The organism is Corallococcus sp. AS-1-12 (genome assembly GCF_020036995.1).
In the GTDB taxonomy this organism is placed as follows: domain Bacteria; phylum Myxococcota; class Myxococcia; order Myxococcales; family Myxococcaceae; genus Corallococcus.
The window spans coordinates 461,753-483,162 of sequence record NZ_JAIQDD010000004.1 but is presented as its reverse complement, the minus strand read 5'-3'; the positions used below and the strand labels follow the sequence as shown (position 1 = coordinate 483,162).

Below are 21,410 nucleotides of genomic sequence, written 5' to 3'. Positions count from 1 at the left end.
GCTCCTTCGTAGGGCAGGCGGGCAGGCGGAAACCCTTTTTCCCACCTTCTTTCATCCCTCCCTCCCCACCAGTTTCCCGGCGGGGAATCCAACGGATGGGGGTGGGAATGGGTTGGGCTGCACTCACAGGACTGCTGCTCGCGGGCATGACGGCGGCGACGCCGCCCACGGCCATCCCGGTGCGGGGGGGCAACGCGCTGACGCTGCCCGCGCACCGGCACATCGTGCGCGTGTCGCGCAGCGAGGGCTCCGTGCTGCTCACGGCCGTGCAGCAGGGCGGACAGGACGGGCACGGCCTGCGCCTGTTCCGCAGCGACAACGGCGGCGGCACCTGGAAGCAGGAGGGCGTCATCCACGACGGCTCCACCTACGACCGCGCGGACCTGGTGGCGGTGGGCAGGGACGTGGCGCTCGTCTACGCGGTGGAGACGCCGGACAGCACGGGCATCAGCGGCTCCACGGCTCGCGACGTGTACTTCCAGTGGTGGCGCTACAGCGCGTCCAAGAACCACTGGCTCCCGGACAAGCCCGTGCGCGTGTTCGACTCCACCAGCTCCAGCACCGCGTACTACCGCGCGGAGCTGGCGCGCGACTCGAAGGGCCGGCTCTGGGTGCAGGCCTTCTTCCGGGAGAAGGACGCGAGCAACACGCTGGTCATCTCCGTGAGCAGCGACGGCGGCTCCACCTTCCGCACGCAGTCCGCGCTCGCGCGGGACATCCCGAAGCGCGGCGGCGGGCGGCTCATCAGCCTGGGCAGCCGGCTGATGATGCTGTGGAGCTCGCACGACGGCCGCGACACCACGCACTACCGCATCCGGGATGACAGCGCGTCCGTGTCCACCTGGTCCTCCACGCGCACCGCCTTCTCCGACGGCATCTACCACGGCGCCGCGATGAGCGCGGTGGCGGACGGGAAGGGCGGCCTGCACCTGGTCTACAAGGACAACTCCGAGCGGCTGAGGTACCGCCGCTTCGACGGCTCCAGCTTCGGCTCCGCGGTGAAGGTGCTGGAGGACGGGGACTGGGCCACGCAGCCGGCGCTCGTGCGCGCGGGCAGCAGCCTGTACCTCTTCTACAACCAGCCCCGGAGCGACGGCTCCGGCTACCGGCTGTGGGTCCGCGCGCTGTCCTCCAGCGGCAAGCCGGGCGCGGGCAGGGAGCTCGCGTCGGTGTCCGGCTTCGCGGGCTACCCGGCGGCGCCGGACGTGCTGCCCTCGGGCGTTCCGCTGGTGTGCTTCTTCGGCATCGAGCCGTCCTCCGGCTCCAGCTCCCGGCTGTCCTTCTTCTCCACCAGCGCGTCGTCGCTCAAGTCCCAGACCGTGGCGGCGAGGCAGGCCCCGGCGACGGAGGACGAGGACGGCGAGCGGTTCACCGCCACCGGCGGCCCGGCCGCGTCCCCGCCGCCCCAGGACCCTGGCGCGCTGGTGAGCGCCGCGACAAGCCCCTCCCAGCAGGCGATGGCCGCCGGGTGCGGCGGTGCCAGCGCGATGCTCGCGGTGGGGGTGACCTTCAGCCTGATGGAGTGGGGCCGCCGCCGGCGCGCCCCGGTCCTGCCCGGCTAGCAGGGCAGGCCTTGCGTCGCGGGCCGCGGAAACGAACGCGGGCGGTCTCCCCGGGACATGCTTCCCGAGGGGCACCGCCCGTGGGCGCGTCCCCCGGCGAGGGGAGACGCGAGCCTGCACGCGGCTACGTCGTCGCGGGCGCGGTGTCCGGCGCTTCGTCCGGCGTATCGTCGTCGGCGTCGCTGGCTCCGTCGGACTCGACCGGGGCCGTGGAGGCACCGTCCGCGCCGGGAGCACCACCAGCCGCCTGGGGCTTCTTGCCAGCACCCGGGGGCGGGGACTTGCGGGCGGCCGCCGCGGCCTGCCGCGCCTGTTCGCGCGCCTTCTGCGCGACCTTGGGCGTGGGGGCCAGGATCATGTACATCTGCCGGCCTTCCATGCGCGGCAACTGCTCCGCCACGGCCACGTCCTTCAGGTCCTTGATGACGTCATCGAGGATGGCGCTGCCCAGCTCCTTGTGCGTGATTTCACGCCCGCGGAACTGGATGACGACCTTGGCCTTGTTGCCCTCTTCGATGAACCGGCGGGTGTTGCGCACCTTGAACTCGTAGTCGTGCTCCTCCGTCTTGGGACGGAGCTTCACTTCCTTGAGCTGGATGACCACCTGGGTGCGCTTCGCGTCCGAGGCCTTCTTCTTCTCCTCGTACTTGAACTTGCCGTAGTCCATGATCTTGCAGACTGGCGGCTTGGCCATGGGGCTGACTTCGACCAGGTCGAGCGACTCGGAGCGAGCCCGCTCGAGCGCGGCCTCGATGGGCATGACTCCGAGCTGCGAACCATCGGAGCCCACGACACGGACTTCCCGCGCGCGGATGCGGCGGTTGGTTCTCTGGTCCCGGTTGGGACCGCGGCTGCTGTTTCTCTGTTCGCGAATGATGTGAACATCCTCCAAAAAGGGTTAGCGGACCCACCACCCGTGAAGATGTGGCGGACCCTCCAATGTGTCAGTCCCCTCCGGCGGAGAAGGCAGGCGGGCGGCCTTCCGCCCCTCGGGGCAGGGAGACGTGCAACGGACTCTATCCGGTTCACGTCCCCCAGGGGCAAGGTAACGCGGGGCACCCCCCATTCCCATGACCCCCTGTTGCCTATGATGCGCCCCATGGTGAAACGGTCCGCCGCGTCCGCCAGGGAGAGGACAGGATGCCGACCCTGGAGGGAGGTTGCGCTCGGGGCCGGGCTGGTGCTTGCCTGCCTGCCCGCCTGCGGGCCGGTGGACGGCGGCCCTGGGGGGCCCCCCACCCCTGACAGCGCCCGGGGCCAGGCCCTGGTCCAGGGCACGGACGCGCCTGGGGACCCGGCGGCGGTGGCGCTGGTGGCCCGGCGCGCGCGCTGTGGAGGGGAGGCGCCGGTGCTCCTCTGCTCGGGCGCCCTCATCGCCCCGGACGTGGTGCTGACGGCGGCGCACTGCCTGGCCGTCTTCGGGGAGGCGGGCCCCTACGAGGTCTTCCTGGGCTCCACGCTGCTCCCGGAGCCCGGCCCCGGCGGGCGGTTCGTGCGGGTCACCCGGGCGGTGGCCCACCCCGGGTTCGTCCCGGCCACGCACGCCTGGGACGCTGCGCTCCTGCGGCTGGCGGTGCCCGTGACGGACGTCCCGCCCTTCCGGCTCCCCCAGGCGGGGGACGCCCCGGTGGCGCCGGGGGAGCTCGTGCGGGCGGTGGGCTACGGCGACACGAAGGACGCGGCCCGGCCCGCGGGCCAGCGGCGACAGGGGCTGCTCCAGGTGACGGCCGTCACCGGCGGCGCCTTCCAGGCCGGCCCCGCCCCGGCCATGACCTGCGTGGGGGACAGCGGAGGCCCGGTGCTGGGCGGCCCGGCGGGGAACGAGGTGCTCCGGGGTATCACCGTCAGCGGGGACGTGGCCTGCCGCACGGAGGCGGTCCAGGTGCGGGTGGACGCGCTGGAGGACTTCCTCCGCCCCTTCCTGGAGGAGGCCCCGCCCCCCGCCCCCACCGGGACGCTCCCCCTGGACGCCCTCTGCGAGGAGGCCTGCGCGAGCGACGCGGACTGTCCCTCCGGCCTGCAATGCGTCACCGCCGGCGCGGCTCCCGCCCGGTGCCTCCTGCCCGCGCTCCAGGCCGGGACCTACGGCGCGGCCTGCACGGAGGACGCGGCGTGCGGCGCCCGGGGCGTGTGCGCCCGCCTGGAGGTGGACGGGGACGGCGCCTGCCGCTGCTTCACCCCCTGCGAGGCCACCGTCGACCCGCCAACACCGGACCTGGACCGGCCCGACGTCAGATGTGGCTGCGGCAGCGGCCCCGGCGCCCTGGGCGCTACACTCGCCGTCCTGCTGGGGCTGTTCTGGCGACAGTCCCCTCGCGGGCTTCCAGGAGGCCGGTTCCGGGTGTGACTCCGCGTGAAAGCGCCTACAGAACCGCAAGTGTAGGCGAAACTCCGCGAATCCATTTCCGAGAATCAGGCATACACGTTTTCGGCAATCGCGAAGGTCCTTCCCCCCATGGACTACAAGATCAAGTCGGGCGACACGCTGAGCGCGCTGGCCAAGCGCTTCAACACGGACGTGGATTCGCTGGTGAAGGCGAACCCGAACATCACCAACAAGGACCTCATCTACGCGGACGCGACCCTCAACATCCCGGGCAGCAAGGATGAGTTCCAGGCGCAGGGCGTGTCCAAGGGGCCGGACCTGACGGGCGGGGCGCAGCAGACGCAGGGCGCGCAGCCGGTGGGGGACGTGCCGCCGGGCCAGGTGGGGGACTGGATCAAGCAGGCCATGGACATCCTCAAGGCCAACGGCGTCCCCACGGACAAGATGAACCCCCAGGACATCGCGAAGATCATCCAGCACGAGTCCAGCGGGAACCCGAACGCCATCAACCTCTGGGACTCCAACGCCCAGAAGGGCACCCCGTCCATCGGCCTGATGCAGACCATCCAGCCGACGTTCGACGCGTACAAGCTCCCCGGCCACGACAACATCCGCAACCCGGTGGACAACATCATCGCGGGCGTCCGCTACTCCATCGAGCGCTACGGCTCCGTGTCCAACGTCCCCGGCATCCAGGGCCTGAACAGCGGCAGCGGCTACGTCGGTTACTGACCGGCGCTGACAGGGCCCGGACGCACCGCGCCCCGCGGTGGAAGACGGTCGTCGCCGTCTCCCACGCGGGGCGTCGTCATTTCCGGAAGCGGGCCGTCAGCCCCCGTGCAGCGGAGAGCGCTCCCGCGGGCCACCCGCGCTCTTGATGTGGATCTGGCTGGGCGCCTTCTTGCGCCCCCGGAGCCCCGTGCCCCGGTTGTTGCGCTTGGGGCCGTGGTCGCCAGCGGCGGGGCCCAGCGTCACGCGCTTCAGCTCCTTCTGCCGCAACAGCGCCGCCGCGTCGTCATGGGCCAGCGTCTTCCGCCCATTGCTGGCCTGCACACTCGCCTGGGCCGCATGGGGATCCACGCGCCGCCTGTTCTTGATGCCTGCCACTCGGGTCCGCACGGACATGAAGTCCTCCTTTGAGTTGAGGTAGGGACCCCGGCGGGGTGTTGCCATCCCTGGCGACGGGCGGGACAGGGGCCGCCCCGTGAGCATGCGGGACGCGGGCGCCCGGTGGCGCGGGATGACAGGGGGCACGCGGGCTGGCGGTCTCCCGGGAGCGGGAATCCCGCCTGGACCGCGCCGCGGCCTCAGGTCAGGTCTTCGTTGTCGCGGCGGGCGCGCTTCTTCGCCTTGGGCTTGCCAGGCCTGGCCGCCTTGGCCTTCTTCTTCTCCGTGGTCTCCGGCGGGAACAGCCAGCCGTCCTCGGGGCGGGGCTGGGAGGCGTTCACCGGCTCCAGGTGCTGGCCGCGGCAGCCCCGGCACCAGGACTGCGGACGGCGCTGGCCCTGGCTCATGATGCGGAAGCCGAAGTCCTGCTCCGTGGGCCCCACGTGGCCGCAGCGCGGGCAGCGCGTCATGGACGTGGTGCCCGTCTCCCGGGCCTTCTCCTTCCCGTGCTCCACCACCAGGGCGAGCGCGGCGGCGAACCCCAGCTTGCGCTCCGAGGGCACGTGGAACTGACGCGCGCGCTTGCGGGCGCCCCGGCCCATCACGGGCAGGAGGTCCAGGCCTCCCAGGAGGTTGCGCTGCTCCAGGACTCGCGACGGAGACGATGGCGGGGTCGAGTGGCTCACGCGATCATTTCTACGCGAGGGGTCTGACATGCCCGATTCACGCGCCGGGTCGCCAGGTCCCGCTCCATTCGGAGGTCTGGACACATGTTCAGTAACCCCTGGCATTTCCAGGGGATTCCCCCCGGCGGCCGGGTGGGGGTGGGGCGCCGGGGGGCGGGGCCCGCCTGCCTGCCGGGCGCGGACCGGGGTGGGGGTGCCCACCTTCCAGGAGGTCCCGTTCCCCCCCTTCACCCGCCGGAGGTGTGCCCATGGCCCAGGCCCACGACACCGAAACCGAGAAGCAGGAACGCCAGGCGCGGCGGCACGAAGCCCACGTGCGCTCCACCTACGCGGCGTTCATCCACCACCTGTGTGACTTGAGCGCCCTGCCGCCCGCGCTCGCGGAGTCCGCCGCCGTGTCGGTGCTGAGCGCGCTGGAGCGCCGGCTCATGCCCAACGGGGCGCGCAACCTGGAGTCGCAGTTGCCGAGGATGCTGGTGGAGTTCCTGCCGCCTCCGGAGGCGCGCCCCCCGCGCCCGCACCGCTTCGGCCGCGAGGAGTTCGTCGCGTCCGTGGCGGAGGACCTCCAGATGCCGGCGGACCAGGCGGAGCTGGTGGTCCGCGCGGTGCTGCGCGCCTTCCAGGACCAGATTTCAGAAGGCGAGGCGGACAAGGTCGCCAGCAACCTGCCCGCGGACCTGCAGGCCCTCTGGCGCCTCACGCAGTAGCCCAACGTGAGGCGCGTCCCTGGGGGCCCTTGGCTACTCCGCGGGGCCGCTGCCCGCGCCGTCCCCGGTGGTGAACACCGGGGTGCCGCCGGGGATGCTGGGGTCGTGCGGGAGGCTGCCGCGCGGGCTGCGCAGGTAGACGAACGGCGTGGCGAAGAGGAAGTTGCTCACGCGCGACGTGTAGATGTCCGCGTAGCGCTCCACCTGCCGCGCCAGGTGGCTCTTGTCGTTGCCGGCGCGGGTGAGCAGGCCCCAGTGCGGGTTGGACAGCTCGCTGGCCGCGCGGGCCATGGGGCCCAGCTCCGCGTCCAGCGCCTCCAGCTCCGCGCGCAGCTCCGTGAGCCGCGTCACCAGCTCGCCCTCCGTCACGTCCGAGCGGGGGCCGTACTGGTGCCTGCGCCGCTGGAGCTCCAGGCGCACCTGGCAGCTCTCCGCCTCCAGGCGCTCCTTCTTGAGCATGCGCTCGCCAATGCGCACCTCGGTGGCGCGGAAGGCGGCGATGGCGCGCACCTCGTCCTCCAGCTCGCGCAGGATGAGCGCGGTGCGCCAGCGCAGCACGTTCTTGCTGACGTGCACGTCGCCGAACATGTGGTCGCCCACGTAGAGGATTTCGTCGCCGGACAGGCCCAGGTGCCGCTCCAGCTCCAGCGCGCTGCCGCCGAAGTAGGGCTTGCTCTTGTCCAGCGGTCCGGAGTGCGGCCGCAGCAGCGCTTCACCATTCGCCTCCACCACCTCGAAGAGGGTGGAGCGGGTGGTGAAGAACTCGGGCTTGCGCGCGCTGACGATGACCACGTCGAAGAGCTGGCGCCAGGTCATGCCCTCGGGCAGGTGCCGGTCGAAGGCGAAGTGCATCATGGGCTCGGTGTAGGCCCACTCGCTGTTGGTGATGAGCAGCACCTTCTTGCCGGCGTTCTTCTGGTCCAGCAGCGCGAGCGGCGTCTCCGGGTCGTCGATGACGTAGCGCTCGGGGTCCGCGATGATTTCGGCCTTGAGGCGCCCCTGCATGTGCGTGGCGTCCAGGTTCTTGCGCACGTGCTCGTAGAGGTCCGCGTAGCCCATGGGGCCCGGGAGCTGGCCGGCGTCCAGGCGGTCCACGAGCTGCGCGTAGATGCAGGCCTCGGAGAGGGAGAACAGCGTGTTGAGGAACACCCAGCGCCGGTCCGCCAGGTCGATGACGGTGCGGGTATAGGCCTCGCGCTGGGACTCGAAGTCCATGGGGCGGCTGCCGTGCAGGGCCTTCTTCACGAAGCCGAAGCGGTTGGCCTTGAGGAGGTTGCCCTTGGCGGTGTCGATGATGAGCCCGCGGATGGCGAGCATCGGGTCGAACGTCAGGTCAGCGACGGGCCAGCCCTGCTCCACCAGCCGGTCGCGAATGTATTCGTACGCGCGGCGTTCCCACGCTTCCACGCGGTAGTGGATGAGCGTGTAGTCCATGTCGTAGCCCACGGCCTTGATGGCGCGCATGTTGAGGGTGCGGTTGCAGAACAGGCCGCGTTCGGGCGGGGGACCGGAGAAGTGAGGAGCCATGGGGGCAAGGCTTGCCAAGGCTTGCACGCAAAGTCGAGCGGCCCGTGTGCCCGGGTCGCCCCGTGGGCAGGCCCGGGGCGTCCGGGTGTCGGAAAGATGGGATACAGGTGACGCACGCGCCGCGAAGGCCGGGCACGCGCGGAACCAAAGGGCAGACACATGTCGGGAATGACGCGGCGCTGGGGCCTGGCCCTGGCGGTGGTGCTGGCGGCGGGCGTGGCGGGGGCTCAGGAATGGGAGACGGTGGCGACGAAGCCCTTCGTGATCAAGGTGCGGCCCCGTCCGGGGACGAAGGCGAAGGACATCTGGGCGGAGGGCGAGCTCAAGGCGAGCGCGGCGCAGATTCAAGCGGCGCTGGAGGACCAGGGCTCGTACCGGCTCTTCATGCCGTACGTGAAGGAGTCGCGGGTGGTGCGGCCCACGGATGACGGCGGGCGGCTCACGTACACGCGGCTGGACCTGCCGGTGGTGTCCTCGCGCGACTACATCTGTCACGTGGTGACGGACTCGAAGGTCGCGCCGGACGGGACGGGCGTGTACCAGCAGCACTGGAAGGCGGAGCCGGACGCGTTCCCCGCCAGGCGGGACGTGGTGCGCCTGCGGCTGAACGAGGGCAGTTGGAGGGTGGAGCCGAAGGGCGAGGGCACGTCCTGGGTCGTCTACAAGTTCACGGTGGACCCCGGGGGTTCCGTCCCCGGGTTCCTGGCCAGCGTGGGGCAGAACGACGCGGTGGTGGACACGCTGCGCGCGGTGGAGAAGCGGGCGAGGTCGCTGCCCGTGGAGCCGCCGCCCACGAAGTAGAGGTTGGAGGCGGAGGGGATGGAGGCAGGCGGCCCGGGTGTTCCTCCCGGACGCCATGGCTGACAACTCCAAGATTGAGTGGACGGACGCGACGTGGAACCCGGTGCGCGGCTGCGTGAAGCTGAGCCCCGGGTGCAAGCACTGCTACGCGGAGACGTTCGCGGAGCGGTTCCGGGGCGTGCCGGGGCACCCGTACGCGCAGGGCTTCGACCTGAAGCTGATCCCGGGGAAGCTCGCCGAGCCGCTGCGCTGGAAGGCGCCCAAGCGCGTGTTCGTGAACTCGATGAGCGACCTGTTCCTGGACGACGTCCCGGAGGCGTACATCGAGGCGGTGGCGCGGGTGATGGCGCTGGCGGACTGGCACACGTTCCAGGTGCTGACGAAGCGCGCGGAGCGGATGCAGCGGCTGTTGTCCACGCGGCTCGCGTTCGCGGCGAGGCTGCCCAACGTCTGGTGGGGCGTGAGCGTGGAGGACCGCAAGTACGGCCTGCCGCGAGTGAAGCACCTGCAAGCGGCGCCCGCGCGGGTGCGCTTCCTGTCCATCGAGCCGCTCCTGGAGGACCTGGGCCCGGTGGACTTCACGGGCATCGACGGCGTGATTGTCGGAGGCGAGAGCGGCGCGAAGGCGAGGCCGCTGGACCCCGAGTGGGTGCGCTCGGTGCGCGAGCAGTGTGACGCGGCGGGCGTGGCCTTCTTCTTCAAGCAGTGGGGCGGCAAGCGCAAGGCGGCGGCGGGGCGCGTGCTGGACGGGCGCACGTACGACGCGCTCCCCCGGAGCACGGCGGCCCCGTTCCCGGAGGACGCGCGGCGCCTGCGCCTGCTGGAGGAAGCCGAAGCCCTGGCCGCGCCGTGGCTGATGCCGCCCGGGGAGCTCAGCGCCGCCGCTTCAGCTTGAAGAAGTCGATGAGGGCCTTGAGCTTGGGCGCCACCTGGACGCGGCTGGGGTAGTAGAGGAAGAAGCCGGGGAGCGTGGCGGAGTACGGCTCGAGCACGCGCACGAGCCGCTTCTGCGCGAGCAGCTCCCGGACGCGGCTCTCCGGGACATAGGCGAGCCCCAGTCCGGCGACGGCGGCGTCCAGCACCAGCTCCGCGTCATCGAACGTCACGCGGCCCTCGACGGCGGCCTCGATGCGTTTTCCGCCGTCGCTCAGCCCCCAGCGGAGGAGCCCGCCGGTGGTCCGGCTGCGGTAGTTGATGCAGTCGTGGTCGCGCAGGTCGCGAGGGTGCTTCGGCTTGCCACGCGCAGCGACGTACGACGGCGACCCCACCACATGCATGACGATGTCACCGCTCACGGGGATGGCGATCATCTCGCGGTCCACGAGCTCCCCGACGCGGAAGCCCGCGTCGAAGCCCTGCTGGACGATGTCGACCAGCGCGTCCTCCAGGTGGATGTCCACGCGGATGTCGGGATGGGCGGTGAGGAACTCCGCCAGCCGGGGCCCAAGCACCTCCTGATAGCCATACCGGGGCAGGGTCAGGCGCAGGAGCCCCGTGGGCCGGTCGCGAAGCTCGCCCAGGGACTCGAAGGCGTCCTGCACGCCGTGCAGCGCGGGTTCGAGCCGCGACAGGAAGCGCGAGCCGGCCTCGGTGAGCCCCACGCTGCGGGTGGTGCGCTGGAGGAGCCGCACGCCGACGCGCTCCTCCAGGGCGCGGAGGCTCTGGCTCACCGCGGAAGGGGTGACCCCGAGCTCCGACGCGGCGGCGGTGAAGCTGCGTCTGCGAGCCACCGCGAGGAACGCCATCAGGCCGGAGAGGTCGTCGCGCATTCCTTAGCGTAGCTACAAAGTGCTTCCAGAGACGACGCGTTTCGGAGCGGAGGCCCGGGGCGTACTTCATGGGTCACGGAGGCAGTCATGAACGCACAGGGCAAGGTCTGGTTCGTCACGGGGTCGTCGTCTGGGTTTGGCCGCAACATCGTGGAGGAGGTCATCGCCCGGGGGGAGCGAGTCGTCGCGACGGCGAGAGACCCGCGCACGCTGGAGGACCTGGTGGCGAGGGCCCCGGACCGGGTGCTCGCGGTCCGGCTGGACGTGACGAAGCCGGAGCAGGTGCAGGAGTCCATCACGGCGGCGCTGAAGCGCTTCGGCGCCATCGACGTGCTGGTGAACAACGCGGGCTACTCGGTGTTGGGAGCGGTGGAGGAGACGAGCGACGCGGAGCTGCGAGCGGTGTTCGAGCCGCTGTTCTTCGGAGCGGTGGCGATGACGCGAGCGGTGCTGCCGCACATGCGCGAGCGGCGGACGGGCATCCTCGTGCAGGTCTCGAGTCTGACCGGGCTGGTCGGGTACCCGGGGGCGGGGGCGTACAGCGCGGCGAAGCACGCGCTGGAAGGCATCTCCGAAGCGCTGGCGAAGGAGGTCGCGCCCTTCGGCGTGAAGGTGCTCCTCGTGGAGCCGGGAATGTTCCGCACGAAGCTGCTGGGCCCCGGGTTCCGGCCGATGCCGGAGCTGCCGGCCTACGCGGAGTCGATGGGCCCCACGAGAGCCTGGGTGGCGCAGGCCGCCGGAGCGCAGCCCGGGGACCCGGTGAAGGCCGCGAAGGCCATCGTGGACGCGGTGGCCGCCGGAGCCCCGACGCTGCGCCTGTTCCTGGGGTCGGACGCCCCCGGAACCATCCGCGAGAAGCTCGCGCAGGTGCAGGACGACGTGAACCGCACGGAGCAGCTCGCACTGTCGATGGACTTCTGATCAGCGGGCCAGTGGCTCATCGTCCCATCCGGCGCGGGAGCGGCCCGCGTGGATGCGTCTGACGTCCATCCATGCAGGCGCGTTCCCACTATCAGGGGATGGGAGCGTGGCGCTCACCGGGCGATGAAGCACCAGAGGCGTACAGCCCAAAGACCCAGGCTGCCCAGGAGGCCCGGACGCAGTCTGGCCTCCCGGGGATTCACCGCATGGGTGTGTTCGAGGTCCGGACACAAGACGCCAGAACCTGCCGGACAGGCGGACACGTTCTCCAAGACCGCACCCGCCACTGGCCCATCGCACGCTCCACCGAGCGCGGAGGGGACCCCAGGTCTCTCAATGTCCCCAGAAGCCGGCGCAAGATCGCCCAGGTCCTGTCCTTCCACGCCAGGGCATACCTCCGGCCTCCCGTCTTGTGCGGTGGCTGGCGCGAGGCGGCCAGGGACGCATGCCTCGTCGTGAGGGTCCTCGGGGGATGCGTGGTGCTGGGGGACGGGGGCAAAAGCCTGCAACAAATGCTCATCGCACGCCTTCATCCGCGTCGGCAGCTCGTGCTGAAGCGCTCGCGTGTCGCGCTCCGTCAGGGCATGCATTGCACAGAGGGCCCACTCGCGCAGCGCCCCGCCGCCCATGAGGGGCTGCAGTCGGTCCGCGACGCCCAGGAAGGCCCGCTGCAGGGACTGAACGAGGAGCACGTACCCGGGACGCTCCGCCACGCGGGCCGCCAGTCGCAGCAACTCGAACTCCACCTGCGCGCACCAAGCCCCCGACTCCCAGCGCGCCACGTCCTGCAACTTGAAGCACAGGTCCGCCAGCCGGTTCAGGTCCCGCGCGGAGGCTTTCGCGCAGCAGTCAACCAGGAGCTCCGCCAGCACCTGCCGCTTGAGGCTGAAATAGCCCTCCAGGAGCCACCGGGCGTCCGGGGAGCGCACGTCATGCAGCGCCACGCCCAGGTTCTCCAGGGTCAGTGATTCATCCAGAGCCACCGCGCGCGTTCTGCGCCCTGCGCGTTGCACCACCAGCCCCCGCGCCGCCAGACGCCGCAGGGCCTCGCGGATGGTGCCCCGGCATACTCCATAGTGACGCGCCAGCTTCGCTTCCGAGCCGAACCCCCCGCTCGGGTGCAGCCGCCCCAGCGCGATGTCGCGCTCGATTTGCGCTTCCACGTAAGTCACGAGCCCGCCCCGTCCCATCCCCATCCCCTCCTCCGTTTCAGCATCGCCATCCAACCATGGGGGTCTGACACGGACGCGAGGCCCGCATCGCCCGCCGGGGGGGCGCCCCCCGGCCCCGGTCGATGAAAACCTGTCCGACAGTCGGACAAGTTCACGGCTTCGGGCTTCAGGCTGTTTGAACCTGTCCGACTGTCGGACAGGTTTCCCGGTTGCGCGCCCGGCGGGCGGCCTCCGTCCGTGGCGTTGCTTCGCGTCCGATGAGTCACTGAGAGGCGGAGGTGCCCTGCCCGGCGTAGGTTGATCAGATGGTGGGAAATCGCACTCCTGGCAGGACGAGCAGTTGTGTGCCTGCCGCGTCCTGGAGCTCCAACGTGTAGACGCCGCGAGCCTCCCGGAGCTGTGCTTCGGCTTCCACGATGATTCGCGCGGTTCTGGCTTCGGACCTGGGGGGCACCTCAATGACTTCCACGACCCGCAGGGTCTGATGATTCGAACCGCCGAGAATCGCCCTGGTGACCGTGCCGGGCAGGAGCGTACTTCCTGGGAACTCCAACTGCACTGCGACCCGTCGCGCGGAACGGAAGGTCCTGACCTGGAACCCTGCGTTGGAAGGACCCTCGAGCTGCAACGCCTGGACTCCCCTTTGCTCCAGGAGCGCCGCGGAGAGCATCGCCGCCAGTCCTACGTCGGGACAGACTTGCTCGGGAGGGGGGATGACCGCGTCGCCGGACGTGCCTCCATCAGCGACTGCCAGGAACGGAAGCAGGAACAGGAGCACTTGTCCTCCTATTCGTCGTATCGCCACACTCCCCGCACGGACATCATGTTGGGAACGACGGCGGTGTTCTCGTCTCCTCCCTCGCTGCGAGGAACGCCCCGCGTGCGGTCATCCAGGAACCAGAGCTCGATACAAACGGGGAGTGTTTCACCTGTTTTGTTCTGACGCAGTTGGGTGAAACGACCGTAGACCCGTTTGGAACCGACGTAGAGCGTGCCGGTCAACATGGAGCCGTGCCGCACCTCCCCCTCACTGCCGAGGGTGTAGACAGCGGCGCGTCCCTCACGGACGGTCACGAACTGGGAGTGTGTGTTCGGATCGAATTTGGCGGCCCACTGCATGCCCTCGATCTCCAGCTTCTGCATGGCCGCCTGCGCATCCAATGGACAGTCCTCGGCGGGAGGCGTGGGCCGGTCCACCAGGGGCGCGCTGGCGCAGGCCATTCCCGCCATGCAGGACGCAAGCGTCGCGGCCTTGAGCGCACGGACAGGTTTGGGAGACGGCGGGGCAGGGGGCTTGATCGTCACGGGAGTGTGTTCCTCTTTCTTCGCCGCCACGGGGGCGGCGACGGGAACACTGTGCGGGCGGTCTGGCGGACTCGCCAGTTTATGACCAACAGGGGCGGAAACACTCTCCGGGACCCGTGGGGTTGTATGGCGAGTCCAGCCCCGCAGCAGGACCTCCCAGGTCCGGGGGCCCGCGAGCAGCAACCCCAGGCAGGCCACCACTCCCACCCAGCCCCAGGCCGGGAACCGGCGCGGAGCCGCTGGCTCGGGCGCGGGCCGGGGCCTGGGCGCGGGCGTCAGGTACGGCTGCGCCGGCCACGCCGGACGGCGGATCTGATTCGGGGTGCCCGGAATCTCGTCGAAGAGGTGCGCCTCGAACGCCGCCGCTCCCCCCGAGAGCAGCCCCCGCATCAGCTCCGAGTGCGCCGCCTCCCCCGTGCGCGGGCGCTGCTCCGGCTCCTTCTCCAACAACCGCAGGATGGCCCTCGACAGGGGCTCCGGCACCTGGGGGTTGATGTCCCGGGGAGACGGCGGCAGCCGCTCCGTGATGGCCACCGCCAGCAGCTCCGGCTCCTGCCCCGGAGGGAACGGGTAGTGCCCTGTCACGGTCCGGTAAAGGCACACACCCAGGGCATACAGGTCATCCGACTCCCGGTATGGGTAGCGCAGCTCCGGCTGCCTCCAGTGACGCTGCTGGAAGCGGATGGCCTCCGGACTGCGCAGGTGCAGCGTCCCCGGGGGCAGGGTGGTGGTCGTGAGCGTCGCGGCCCCCGCCTGGTCCCCGGCCCCGAAGTCGATGAGCACCGGCACCTGCTCCCTCGCGCGGACCAGGATGTGCTCCGGCTTCAGGTCGCGGTGCAGCACGCCTCGCGCATGCAGCACCCCCAGCGTCATCGCCACCGAGCCGCCCACCATCGCCACCTGCCGGAACGTGGGGTTGACCGTCTCCGCCCAGAGGTGGAGCGCCAGCCCCTCCACGCAGTCCATGACGAAGTACGGCAGCCCCTCCACCGGATCCGGCCACCGCCCCGTGGCATGCACCCGCACCACGTTCGGATGCCACGCCCGGTCCAGCAACAGCGCCATCTCCCGCAGCGCCCGGGCCGGGTCCGGGTGCAGCGACAGCTTGAGCGCGAAGCCGCGCCCCGGCGCGGCCAGCGGCTCCACCCGGTAGACCGCGCCGTACCCGCCCACCCCCAGCGTCCCCTGCACCCGCCAGCCCCCAACCACCGCGCCCGGCTGGAGCGCCCCCGGGAACACCTGTGACCCGTCCTGACCCATGGACCCGGAGGGTCGCATGAAGGGTACTCAACCTGGAAGGTCACCCGGGGCCAGGTGCCGGAGCCAACCCTGCGTCTGTGTGTTCCTACGTCAGGAAGTCTCGCCTCATGGATCCGGACGGAATGGTCCCAGCGGAACTCAGGGGCAGTGACTGAAATGTGACAGGGAATCGGCGCGCATCAGGCCAGTGCTGTCAGACGGATTTGATGTATTAAGCCGCGCCTCATCGCAGCTCTCCCCCCATTCAGGAGTTCCTGATGCGTCGTATTGGCTCAGCCCTTCTTGCCGTGAGCATGCTCGTTGGTTGCGGTCCGGGTACCCAGGCGGAGACTCCCTCCGAGTCCGCCCCGGCCGCCGAGCAGCAGCAGCAGGCCCCCATCCTCACGACGACGAACGTCGACGTGGCCATCGAGTGCTCCGGCATCCTCGAGTTCGCGAACACGGCGTCGTACGCCATCCTGGACCGCTACCTGCCCAGCAACGTGGTCACCAACATCGTGAACCGCCGCGCCACCGCGCCGTTCACGTCGCTGGCGGACCTGTCCTCCGTGCCGCTCGTCGGCCCGACCCGGCTCAAGCAGTTGGAGGGCGGCGCCCGGACGCTGGACTACATCGACGCGGACTGTGTCGGCATCATGGATGGCCTGGCCATCTCCCGTGACGACCAGACCGCCATCGTCGCGCTGGTGAACAGCATCGACGACTCGGAGCTGCACGACGTGCTGCCGGACGCGTGGAACGGCGCCGTCAACCTGCTCAACACCCGCCCCTTCACCACCGCGCAGCAGATCGCCGACACGGCGGGCATCGGTGAGGTGAGCTTCCGCAACATCCGCAACTCCGCCACCCTGAGCCGTCCGCTGGAGGCGCTCTTCACCGCCATCAACGCCATCCCCTCCAACGGCTCGTATGGCGCCACCACGCTGCGCCACTTCGACTGGTGGAACATCGCGTCCGCCGGCCACTACTACCGTGACGACAAGACCTGCTTCGGCCTGGAGCCGAGCAGCGTCCCCTCCGGCGCCGCCATCCGCCCGAACCTGGCCGACGCCGCCGAGGTGCGCGCCGAGGTCCAGCGCGCCTTCGCCTACGTCAACGGCAACGGCCACATCTCCACCGCGGTCCGTGACGCGGGCTTCGCGAACCTGGACGCGCTGACCCAGGGCCGCTCCTTCAAGGGCTGCATCATCACCTACGAGAACGACCCCTGGAGCCGCAACACCGTCCACATCTACGTGGACACCGTGAACGGCTTCAGCGTGATGACCGAGACCTGGTGGGCGGAGTAGTCCTCCCCACCTGACGTCCCCGCCGTCCCGAAGCCCCGGGTTCCCGCATGGAGCCCGGGGCTTCGTCGTGTCCGGAAGCAGGCGGGCCCCTGGAGGGCAGGCGCCCGGCCAGCGCGTGGCCCGGGAAGGAAACCGTGCATCCCCGCGTGTCTATGGGTATAGACACGCCCCATGTGCCCCCTGGTGAACACGAAGGACCTGATTGACGCCCAGGAGGTGGCGGGCCTCCTGCGCCTGGCCCACCCCAACAGCGTCAGCACGTACCTGCGCCGGTACCCGGACATGCCCCGTCCGGTGCTCGACCTGGGCGCCGGGCGCCCGCGCCTCTGGCTCAAACCCCAGATGCTCCGCTGGGCCCGCGCCCGCCAGGCCGCCGCCACCACCGACACAAGCTCCCGAGGCTCCCGATGACCACCGCCACCCCCCGAACCGCCCCCGCCGTCCTCCCCGGGCCCAATGACGCCTGCTGGTGCGGCAGCGGCTCCAAGTACAAGAAGTGCCACCGCGGCGCGGACACCGTGGAGGCGCGCCGCAAGGGCTCCGACACCAATCGCAAGGGCGTCCGCCCGGGCATCGTCAGCCCCCGCCGCGTGGTGCCGCTCACCATCGGGCGGCCGGACTACGCGGACTCCGTGAGCGGCCGTCCCTCGCGCTCGCGCAACGAGCCGGACGTGAAGTCGCCGGACGTCATCGCCCGCATGCGCCGCGCCTGCCAGGCCGCCGCCCAGGTGCTGGTGGAGACCGCGCAGCACGTGCGCGAGGGCATCACCACGGACGAGCTGGACGCCATCGCGCACGAGGCCTACCTCAAGCGCGGCGGCTACCCCAGCACGCTGAACTACCACAAGTTCCCCAAGTCGCTCTGCACCTCCGTCAACGAGGTCATCTGCCACGGCATCCCCGACAGCCGCGCGCTGGAGGACGGCGACATCGTCAACCTGGACATCACCATCTACCTGGATGGCGTCCACGGCGACTGCTCGGCCACGTACCTGGTGGGCAACGTGGAGCCCCAGCACCAGCGCCTGGTGCAGATCGCCAGGGAGTGCCTGGACATCGGCATCGCCGCGGTGAAGCCGGGCCGGCCCATCAGCGACATCGGCCGCGCGGTGGAGGCCCACGCCGTGAAGAACGGCACCAGCGTGGTGCGCGCCTACTGCGGCCACGGCATCGGCGAGACCTTCCACACCGCGCTCCAGATTCCGCACTACTACGAGCCGGAGGCCGACACCGTCATGCAGCCCGGGATGGTCTTCACCGTGGAGCCGATGATCAACCAGGGCCACTGGGACCACCGCACGTGGAACGACGACTGGACCGTCGTCACCGCGGACGGCATGCGCAGCGCCCAGTTCGAGCACACCCTGCTCGTCACCGACACGGGCGCGGAGATCCTCACCGTCCCCTGAGTGAGGCCTCCCCCCTGAAACAGCTCGGGCCCCGGACGCGCTTCGCCTCCGGGGCCCGCTTCATTTCCAGACGGAGCCCTGAGCCCTTACGCGCGGCGGCGGCGCAGCTTCAGCGCCAGGCCGCAGAGCATCAGCAGGCTGACGGCGCCCAGCGGACCGGGCACCGTGCTCTGGCAGCCGCAGCCGTCGGACTCGTCCGGGTCCTGCGGATCCGGATCCGGATCCGGGTCCGTCGCGTCGTCGGTGACGAACACGGCGGTGCTGCGCGCGGGCACCGTGAAGCCGCCCGTGGCCGCGTCGTACGCGGACGTGCGCACCACCGGGTCCGTGGAGGCCTGCAACACCGGGTGCAGCTTGAGCTTCAGGGACTTGTACCCGTCCGCCTTGAAGGTCTGCGCGTCGTCCGTGCCGTTGAACAGCACGATGGCGCGCTTGCCCTCCGTGTTGGTGCCGTGGTCCTGCATGGCCATCACGATGAGGCCCGGGATCTGGTCCGGACCGGTGTTCTCGAAGCGAACCAATTGCTTCACCTCGTCACCGGTGCGCAGGCGGAACAGCCGCGAGCTCTTGCGGATGGTCAGCATCTCCTCGAAGTGGTCGCGCGCCCGGAGGATGTCCGCCGACGCGGGCTTGAGCGCCGCGTCCGCCAGCAGCGGCCCGAAGAGCCCCCAGTTGCCCTGGTTGTCCGCGGCGGGGGGCAGGCCCACGCCCCAGTTGTTGGACTGGTAGGTCCAGTCCACCTTGTTGAACCAGTCACCTGAGTTGTAGCTGTTGCGGTCCAGCGACTTGGAGCGCAAGAGCTCGTCACCCGCGTGGAAGAAGGGGATGCCCTGTCCCAGCGCCACCAGCGAGATGCCCAGGTTGTGCATGCGCACGCGCTCCGCCATGGGCAGGTCGCGGCGGGCCTTCAACTGCACCGCGTCGAACAGGGTCTCGTTGTCGTGCGCGGAGACGTAGGTGATGACCTCCTGCGGGTCCAGCGTGTAGCCGGCCTTGGCCCCGTTGTAGTCCACCCCTTCACCCGTGACGGTCGCGCCGGTGCGGTCCACCAGCGAGTAGTCCTTCAGGTTGCCGGCGAGGCCCACGCGGATCCAATCGCTGTAGCGCAGGAGCTTGTCCTTCTGCTCCGCCGGCGTGCCCTGGTTCGTGCTGTTGGGGTCGGAGAGCAGGCCCGTGATGAAGCCCTGCTCCTGCAGGCCGCTGAAGGGGCCACCGCCGCGAGCGCCGTCGCGCAGGCGGTCGTTGAACGAGCCGATGCCCGTGCCCGCCATGTTGGCCTGCGTGGCGTTGGTGCCGCGCGCGTTGCCGGCCACCTCGCCGAAGTCCCAGCCCTCGCCGTAGACGTAGATGGCCTTGCCGTCCACGCCGTCCTTCTCCAGGGTGAGCGCGTCCAGCGTGGCGCGCAGCTTCACCATGTTGGACTTCATGTGGTGGCCCATCAGGTCGAAGCGGAAGCCGTCCACCTTGTACGCCTTGGCCCACGTCACCACGGAGTCGATGAGCAGCTTCTCCATCATCGCGTTCTCCGACGCGGTGTTCTGGCAGCAGGTGCTCATCTCCACGTTCCCGTCGTCGCTGAGGCGGTGGTAGTAGCCGGGGACGATGCGGTCCAGCACGCTCTTGGCGTCCTGCCCGGCGGAGTTGGTGTGGTTGTAGACCACGTCCATCACCACGCGCAGGCCGTGCTGGTTGAGCGACTGCACCATCTCCCGGAACTCCACCGTGCGCGTCGTGCCCTGCGCGTTGGTGGAGTAGCTGCCCTCCGGCACCGTGTAGTGGAACGGGTCATAGCCCCAGTTGAAGCCGTCCAGGTCCGCCACGGCCTTCACCGCCGCCTGCTGCTGGTCGGAGTCCGGCGGCAGCGACACCAGGTCGCCCTGGGGGTGCTGCTGCGCCGCGCGGTCCTCGTTGATGGTCGCGATGTCGAACACCGGCAGCAGGTGCACGTGCGTGAGGCCCGCCTTCGCCAGCCGGGTCAGGTGCTTCATGCCGTCTGATTCGCGCGTGAAGGCCTTGAACGTGCCGCGCTCGTTCTCCGGCACCGTCAGGTCGTTGATGCTGAAGTCTCGCGCGTGCAGCTCGTAGAGGACGATGTCCTCCGGGGCCTCCAGCGCGGGCTTCGCCAGCGTGCTCCAGCCCTGCGGCGCGAGCGCCGGGTCCGTCAGGTCCACGAGCTGGCTCAGCTCGCTGTTGGTGGAGAGGGCCACGGAGTAGGGGTCGGTGACGCGGTTGGTGACGACCTTGCCCTCCTTGCGGGCGTAGACCTCCACCTCGTAGAGGAAGAAGCGGTCCTTCCACGACGCGTCGCCCGTGGCGCTCCAGACGCCCTTGTCGCCGGCCGTCATGGGCACGCGGGTGAAGGTGGACGTGGGGCTGCCGTCCGCGAACAGGAGCAGGTTCACGCTCTTCGCCGTGGGGGCCCACAGGCGCAGCGTGGGGATGCCGTTCTCGAACGTGGCGCCCAGCGGCCCGTCATACGCGTCCAGGTCGTCCAGCGCGCCCGCGAGCTGCGCGCTGGTGGCGTCCAGCATCACGCCCTCCGCGTTCGTCGCGGACACGGCCACCTGGCCCTTGAGCCACGTGGCCGCGTTGGCCACGTCCGCCGCGGCCAGCTTCAGCACCGTGCGGCCCACCAGGTGCGGGAAGCGCGCGGCCTGCGCGGCGGTGAGGCCCGCGGCGTCCACCGTCAGCGTCACGGAGGTGCCGCCCTGCACGCCGGTGCCGCCCAGCGTCAGGCCGCCCGTGGGCGACGTGTGCAGCTTGTACACCGTGCCAGCGGGCGCCGAGACCTCCGGACTCCACACCACGGTGTCGCGCGAAATCCAGTGCGCCCGGGCCAGCAGCAGGTTGCCCGCCGGAGCCCCCGCGGCCCGGATGGTCACCTTCTTGGACGTGCCGGAGTCGAAGGTGATGATCATCTCCTGGTTGTCCGTCTCCACCGTGAACGACGCGTTGCTGCCCGGGTAGGCGGTGGACCAGTTCTCGTCGAGCGCGACCTTGCACTCGTAGTTGCCCGCGGGCAGCGCCTTCGTGGTGAAGGTGTAGACGCCCTTGTCGTCCGGGTACTGCATCATCGAGCGCAGGCACTCCGGCTGCCAGTCACCGGGACAGCCCAGCTCGCTCTGGAACGAGCCCGCCACCGTGGCGATGACGCCGGAGCGGCTGCTCGTCACGTACAGCGAGGTCGCGTCGAAGTAGAACTTCACCGCGCCCGCCGTCGTCTGGTTCAGCACCACGTCCGCGCCGCCCGGGCCGCCGTACGTCTGCGACAGCGAGCCGTCCAGCGCGACCTTGAAGTGCCAGGTGCCCGCCGGGACGTTGAACGTGCCCTGCCACTTGTCGTCGTCCGCGTCGTACGTCAGCGCCGTCTGCGCGCAGGTGGGGTCGTTGTTGGCCGCGCAGCCGGCGGCCGTCTGCAGGTCGCCAATGACAGTCACGGACGTGGGCGCCGCCAGCGATGACAGTGGCACGAGCGTGGCCAACAGCCCGCTGAACGCGAGCGCTCGCGTCATGCGGGGAACCGCGAATGGAACTCTCAGGGGAAACCTCCAGGGGGGATGGAATCCCGG

19 protein-coding genes are annotated in these 21,410 nt (G+C 70.4%); 10 read left to right on the top strand and 9 right to left on the bottom strand.

Translation table 11 applies throughout. The annotated features are described in order from the left end of the window. Positions 1-107: 107 nt before the first annotated feature. On the top strand, positions 108-1,562 hold the full coding sequence (locus K8556_RS09265) for a sialidase family protein (RefSeq protein WP_223739662.1): 1,455 nt from the start codon (positions 108-110) through the stop codon (positions 1,560-1,562). A 124-nt stretch (positions 1,563-1,686) separates the two neighbouring features. On the opposite strand, the gene infC is transcribed toward K8556_RS09265, so the two are convergent. After that, positions 1,687-2,439, bottom strand: a complete 753-nt coding sequence (gene infC / locus K8556_RS09260) for a translation initiation factor IF-3 (protein ID WP_223739749.1) — start codon at positions 2,437-2,439, stop codon at positions 1,687-1,689. A 303-nt stretch (positions 2,440-2,742) separates the two neighbouring features. Here infC and K8556_RS09255 point away from each other — a divergent pair, with 303 nt between their 5' ends. Both K8556_RS09255 and K8556_RS09250 read left to right on the top strand, forming a co-directional pair. Further along, positions 2,743-3,909: a trypsin-like serine protease gene (locus tag K8556_RS09255; protein ID WP_223739661.1), complete on the top strand. Its 1,167-nt coding sequence runs from the start codon at positions 2,743-2,745 to the stop codon at positions 3,907-3,909. 108 nt (positions 3,910-4,017) lie between these two features. After that, complete coding sequence (locus K8556_RS09250; RefSeq protein WP_223739660.1) at positions 4,018-4,620, top strand: transglycosylase SLT domain-containing protein; 603 nt, start codon at positions 4,018-4,020, stop codon at positions 4,618-4,620. A 96-nt stretch (positions 4,621-4,716) separates the two neighbouring features. On the opposite strand, the gene K8556_RS09245 is transcribed toward K8556_RS09250, so the two are convergent. Then, positions 4,717-5,013, bottom strand: a complete 297-nt coding sequence (locus tag K8556_RS09245) for a hypothetical protein (protein ID WP_223739659.1) — start codon at positions 5,011-5,013, stop codon at positions 4,717-4,719. Positions 5,014-5,195: 182 nt separating this feature from the next. Beyond that, on the bottom strand, positions 5,196-5,711 hold the full coding sequence (locus K8556_RS09240; RefSeq protein WP_223739658.1) for a hypothetical protein: 516 nt from the start codon (positions 5,709-5,711) through the stop codon (positions 5,196-5,198). Positions 5,712-5,929: 218 nt separating this feature from the next. Here K8556_RS09240 and K8556_RS09235 point away from each other — a divergent pair, with 218 nt between their 5' ends. Then, positions 5,930-6,388 (top strand): DUF2267 domain-containing protein, encoded by a 459-nt coding sequence (locus K8556_RS09235; protein WP_223739657.1) that lies wholly within the window; start codon positions 5,930-5,932, stop codon positions 6,386-6,388. Positions 6,389-6,421: 33 nt separating this feature from the next. Here the strand turns inward: K8556_RS09235 and K8556_RS09230 are convergent, their stop codons facing one another. Further along, positions 6,422-7,915, bottom strand: coding sequence for an HAD-IG family 5'-nucleotidase (locus K8556_RS09230; RefSeq protein ID WP_223739656.1), 1,494 nt, complete (start codon positions 7,913-7,915; stop codon positions 6,422-6,424). Between the two features lie 159 nt (positions 7,916-8,074). Between K8556_RS09230 and K8556_RS09225 the strand changes: the two genes are divergently transcribed. Both K8556_RS09225 and K8556_RS09220 read left to right on the top strand, forming a co-directional pair. Continuing rightward, positions 8,075-8,716: an SRPBCC family protein gene (locus K8556_RS09225; protein ID WP_223739655.1), complete on the top strand. Its 642-nt coding sequence runs from the start codon at positions 8,075-8,077 to the stop codon at positions 8,714-8,716. 55 nt (positions 8,717-8,771) lie between these two features. Continuing rightward, a complete protein-coding gene (locus tag K8556_RS09220; protein ID WP_223739654.1) occupies positions 8,772-9,611 on the top strand; it encodes a DUF5131 family protein in 840 nt (279 codons plus the stop codon). Here the strand turns inward: K8556_RS09220 and K8556_RS09215 are convergent. Continuing rightward, positions 9,589-10,485, bottom strand: a complete 897-nt coding sequence (locus K8556_RS09215) for a LysR family transcriptional regulator (protein WP_223739653.1) — start codon at positions 10,483-10,485, stop codon at positions 9,589-9,591. The genes K8556_RS09220 and K8556_RS09215 overlap by 23 nt on opposite strands. Positions 10,486-10,572: 87 nt before the next feature. On the opposite strand from K8556_RS09215, the gene K8556_RS09210 reads away from it, so the two are divergent. Continuing rightward, complete coding sequence (locus K8556_RS09210) at positions 10,573-11,406, top strand: oxidoreductase (RefSeq protein ID WP_223739652.1); 834 nt, start codon at positions 10,573-10,575, stop codon at positions 11,404-11,406. Between the two features lie 113 nt (positions 11,407-11,519). Here the strand turns inward: K8556_RS09210 and K8556_RS09205 are convergent, their stop codons facing one another. The 3 genes from K8556_RS09205 to K8556_RS09195 form a co-directional block, all read right to left on the bottom strand. Beyond that, positions 11,520-12,602: a FadR/GntR family transcriptional regulator gene (locus K8556_RS09205; protein ID WP_223739651.1), complete on the bottom strand. Its 1,083-nt coding sequence runs from the start codon at positions 12,600-12,602 to the stop codon at positions 11,520-11,522. Between the two features lie 277 nt (positions 12,603-12,879). Then, entirely contained in the window at positions 12,880-13,356 is a 477-nt protein-coding gene (locus K8556_RS09200; protein ID WP_223739650.1) for a DUF2381 family protein, read from the bottom strand. 8 nt (positions 13,357-13,364) lie between these two features. Next, complete coding sequence (locus tag K8556_RS09195; protein ID WP_223739649.1) at positions 13,365-15,161, bottom strand: serine/threonine-protein kinase; 1,797 nt, start codon at positions 15,159-15,161, stop codon at positions 13,365-13,367. Positions 15,162-15,400: 239 nt separating this feature from the next. Here K8556_RS09195 and K8556_RS09190 point away from each other — a divergent pair, with 239 nt between their 5' ends. The 3 genes from K8556_RS09190 to map all read left to right on the top strand — a co-directional run bounded on the left by K8556_RS09190 (position 15,401) and on the right by map (position 17,841). Then, positions 15,401-16,432, top strand: a complete 1,032-nt coding sequence (locus tag K8556_RS09190) for a hypothetical protein (RefSeq protein ID WP_223739648.1) — start codon at positions 15,401-15,403, stop codon at positions 16,430-16,432. Between the two features lie 171 nt (positions 16,433-16,603). Then, positions 16,604-16,843, top strand: coding sequence for a hypothetical protein (locus K8556_RS09185; protein ID WP_120560747.1), 240 nt, complete (start codon positions 16,604-16,606; stop codon positions 16,841-16,843). Then, positions 16,840-17,841 carry a type I methionyl aminopeptidase gene (gene map, locus K8556_RS09180; RefSeq protein WP_223739647.1) on the top strand — a complete coding sequence of 334 codons (1,002 nt, stop codon included), beginning with the start codon at positions 16,840-16,842 and terminating at the stop codon, positions 17,839-17,841. The genes K8556_RS09185 and map overlap by 4 nt, the downstream gene beginning before the upstream one ends. A gap of 86 nt (positions 17,842-17,927) precedes the next feature. Here the strand turns inward: map and pulA are convergent, their stop codons facing one another. Further along, positions 17,928-21,353 carry a pullulanase-type alpha-1,6-glucosidase gene (pulA, locus tag K8556_RS09175; protein WP_223739646.1) on the bottom strand — a complete coding sequence of 1,142 codons (3,426 nt, stop codon included), beginning with the start codon at positions 21,351-21,353 and terminating at the stop codon, positions 17,928-17,930. Positions 21,354-21,410: the final 57 nt, after the last annotated feature.

Bases quoted from the DNA above. Each gene is read 5' to 3' on its own strand.
- K8556_RS09225 (WP_223739655.1), top strand. From the start codon at position 8,075: ATGTCGGGAATGACGCGGCGCTGGGGCCTGGCCCTGGCGGTGGTGCTG.
- K8556_RS09235 (WP_223739657.1), top strand. From the start codon at position 5,930: ATGGCCCAGGCCCACGACACCGAAACCGAGAAGCAGGAACGCCAGGCG.
- K8556_RS09190 (WP_223739648.1), top strand. From the start codon at position 15,401: ATGCGTCGTATTGGCTCAGCCCTTCTTGCCGTGAGCATGCTCGTTGGT.
- K8556_RS09205 (WP_223739651.1), bottom strand. From the start codon at position 12,602: ATGGGGATGGGACGGGGCGGGCTCGTGACTTACGTGGAAGCGCAAATC.
- K8556_RS09265 (WP_223739662.1), top strand. From the start codon at position 108: ATGGGTTGGGCTGCACTCACAGGACTGCTGCTCGCGGGCATGACGGCG.
- K8556_RS09245 (WP_223739659.1), bottom strand. From the start codon at position 5,013: ATGTCCGTGCGGACCCGAGTGGCAGGCATCAAGAACAGGCGGCGCGTG.
- K8556_RS09195 (WP_223739649.1), bottom strand. From the start codon at position 15,161: ATGCGACCCTCCGGGTCCATGGGTCAGGACGGGTCACAGGTGTTCCCG.
- K8556_RS09230 (WP_223739656.1), bottom strand. From the start codon at position 7,915: ATGGCTCCTCACTTCTCCGGTCCCCCGCCCGAACGCGGCCTGTTCTGC.
- pulA (WP_223739646.1), bottom strand. From the start codon at position 21,353: ATGACGCGAGCGCTCGCGTTCAGCGGGCTGTTGGCCACGCTCGTGCCA.
- K8556_RS09220 (WP_223739654.1), top strand. From the start codon at position 8,772: ATGGCTGACAACTCCAAGATTGAGTGGACGGACGCGACGTGGAACCCG.
- K8556_RS09240 (WP_223739658.1), bottom strand. From the start codon at position 5,711: ATGTCAGACCCCTCGCGTAGAAATGATCGCGTGAGCCACTCGACCCCG.
- K8556_RS09250 (WP_223739660.1), top strand. From the start codon at position 4,018: ATGGACTACAAGATCAAGTCGGGCGACACGCTGAGCGCGCTGGCCAAG.
- K8556_RS09185 (WP_120560747.1), top strand. From the start codon at position 16,604: ATGTGCCCCCTGGTGAACACGAAGGACCTGATTGACGCCCAGGAGGTG.
- K8556_RS09210 (WP_223739652.1), top strand. From the start codon at position 10,573: ATGAACGCACAGGGCAAGGTCTGGTTCGTCACGGGGTCGTCGTCTGGG.
- map (WP_223739647.1), top strand. From the start codon at position 16,840: ATGACCACCGCCACCCCCCGAACCGCCCCCGCCGTCCTCCCCGGGCCC.
- K8556_RS09215 (WP_223739653.1), bottom strand. From the start codon at position 10,485: ATGCGCGACGACCTCTCCGGCCTGATGGCGTTCCTCGCGGTGGCTCGC.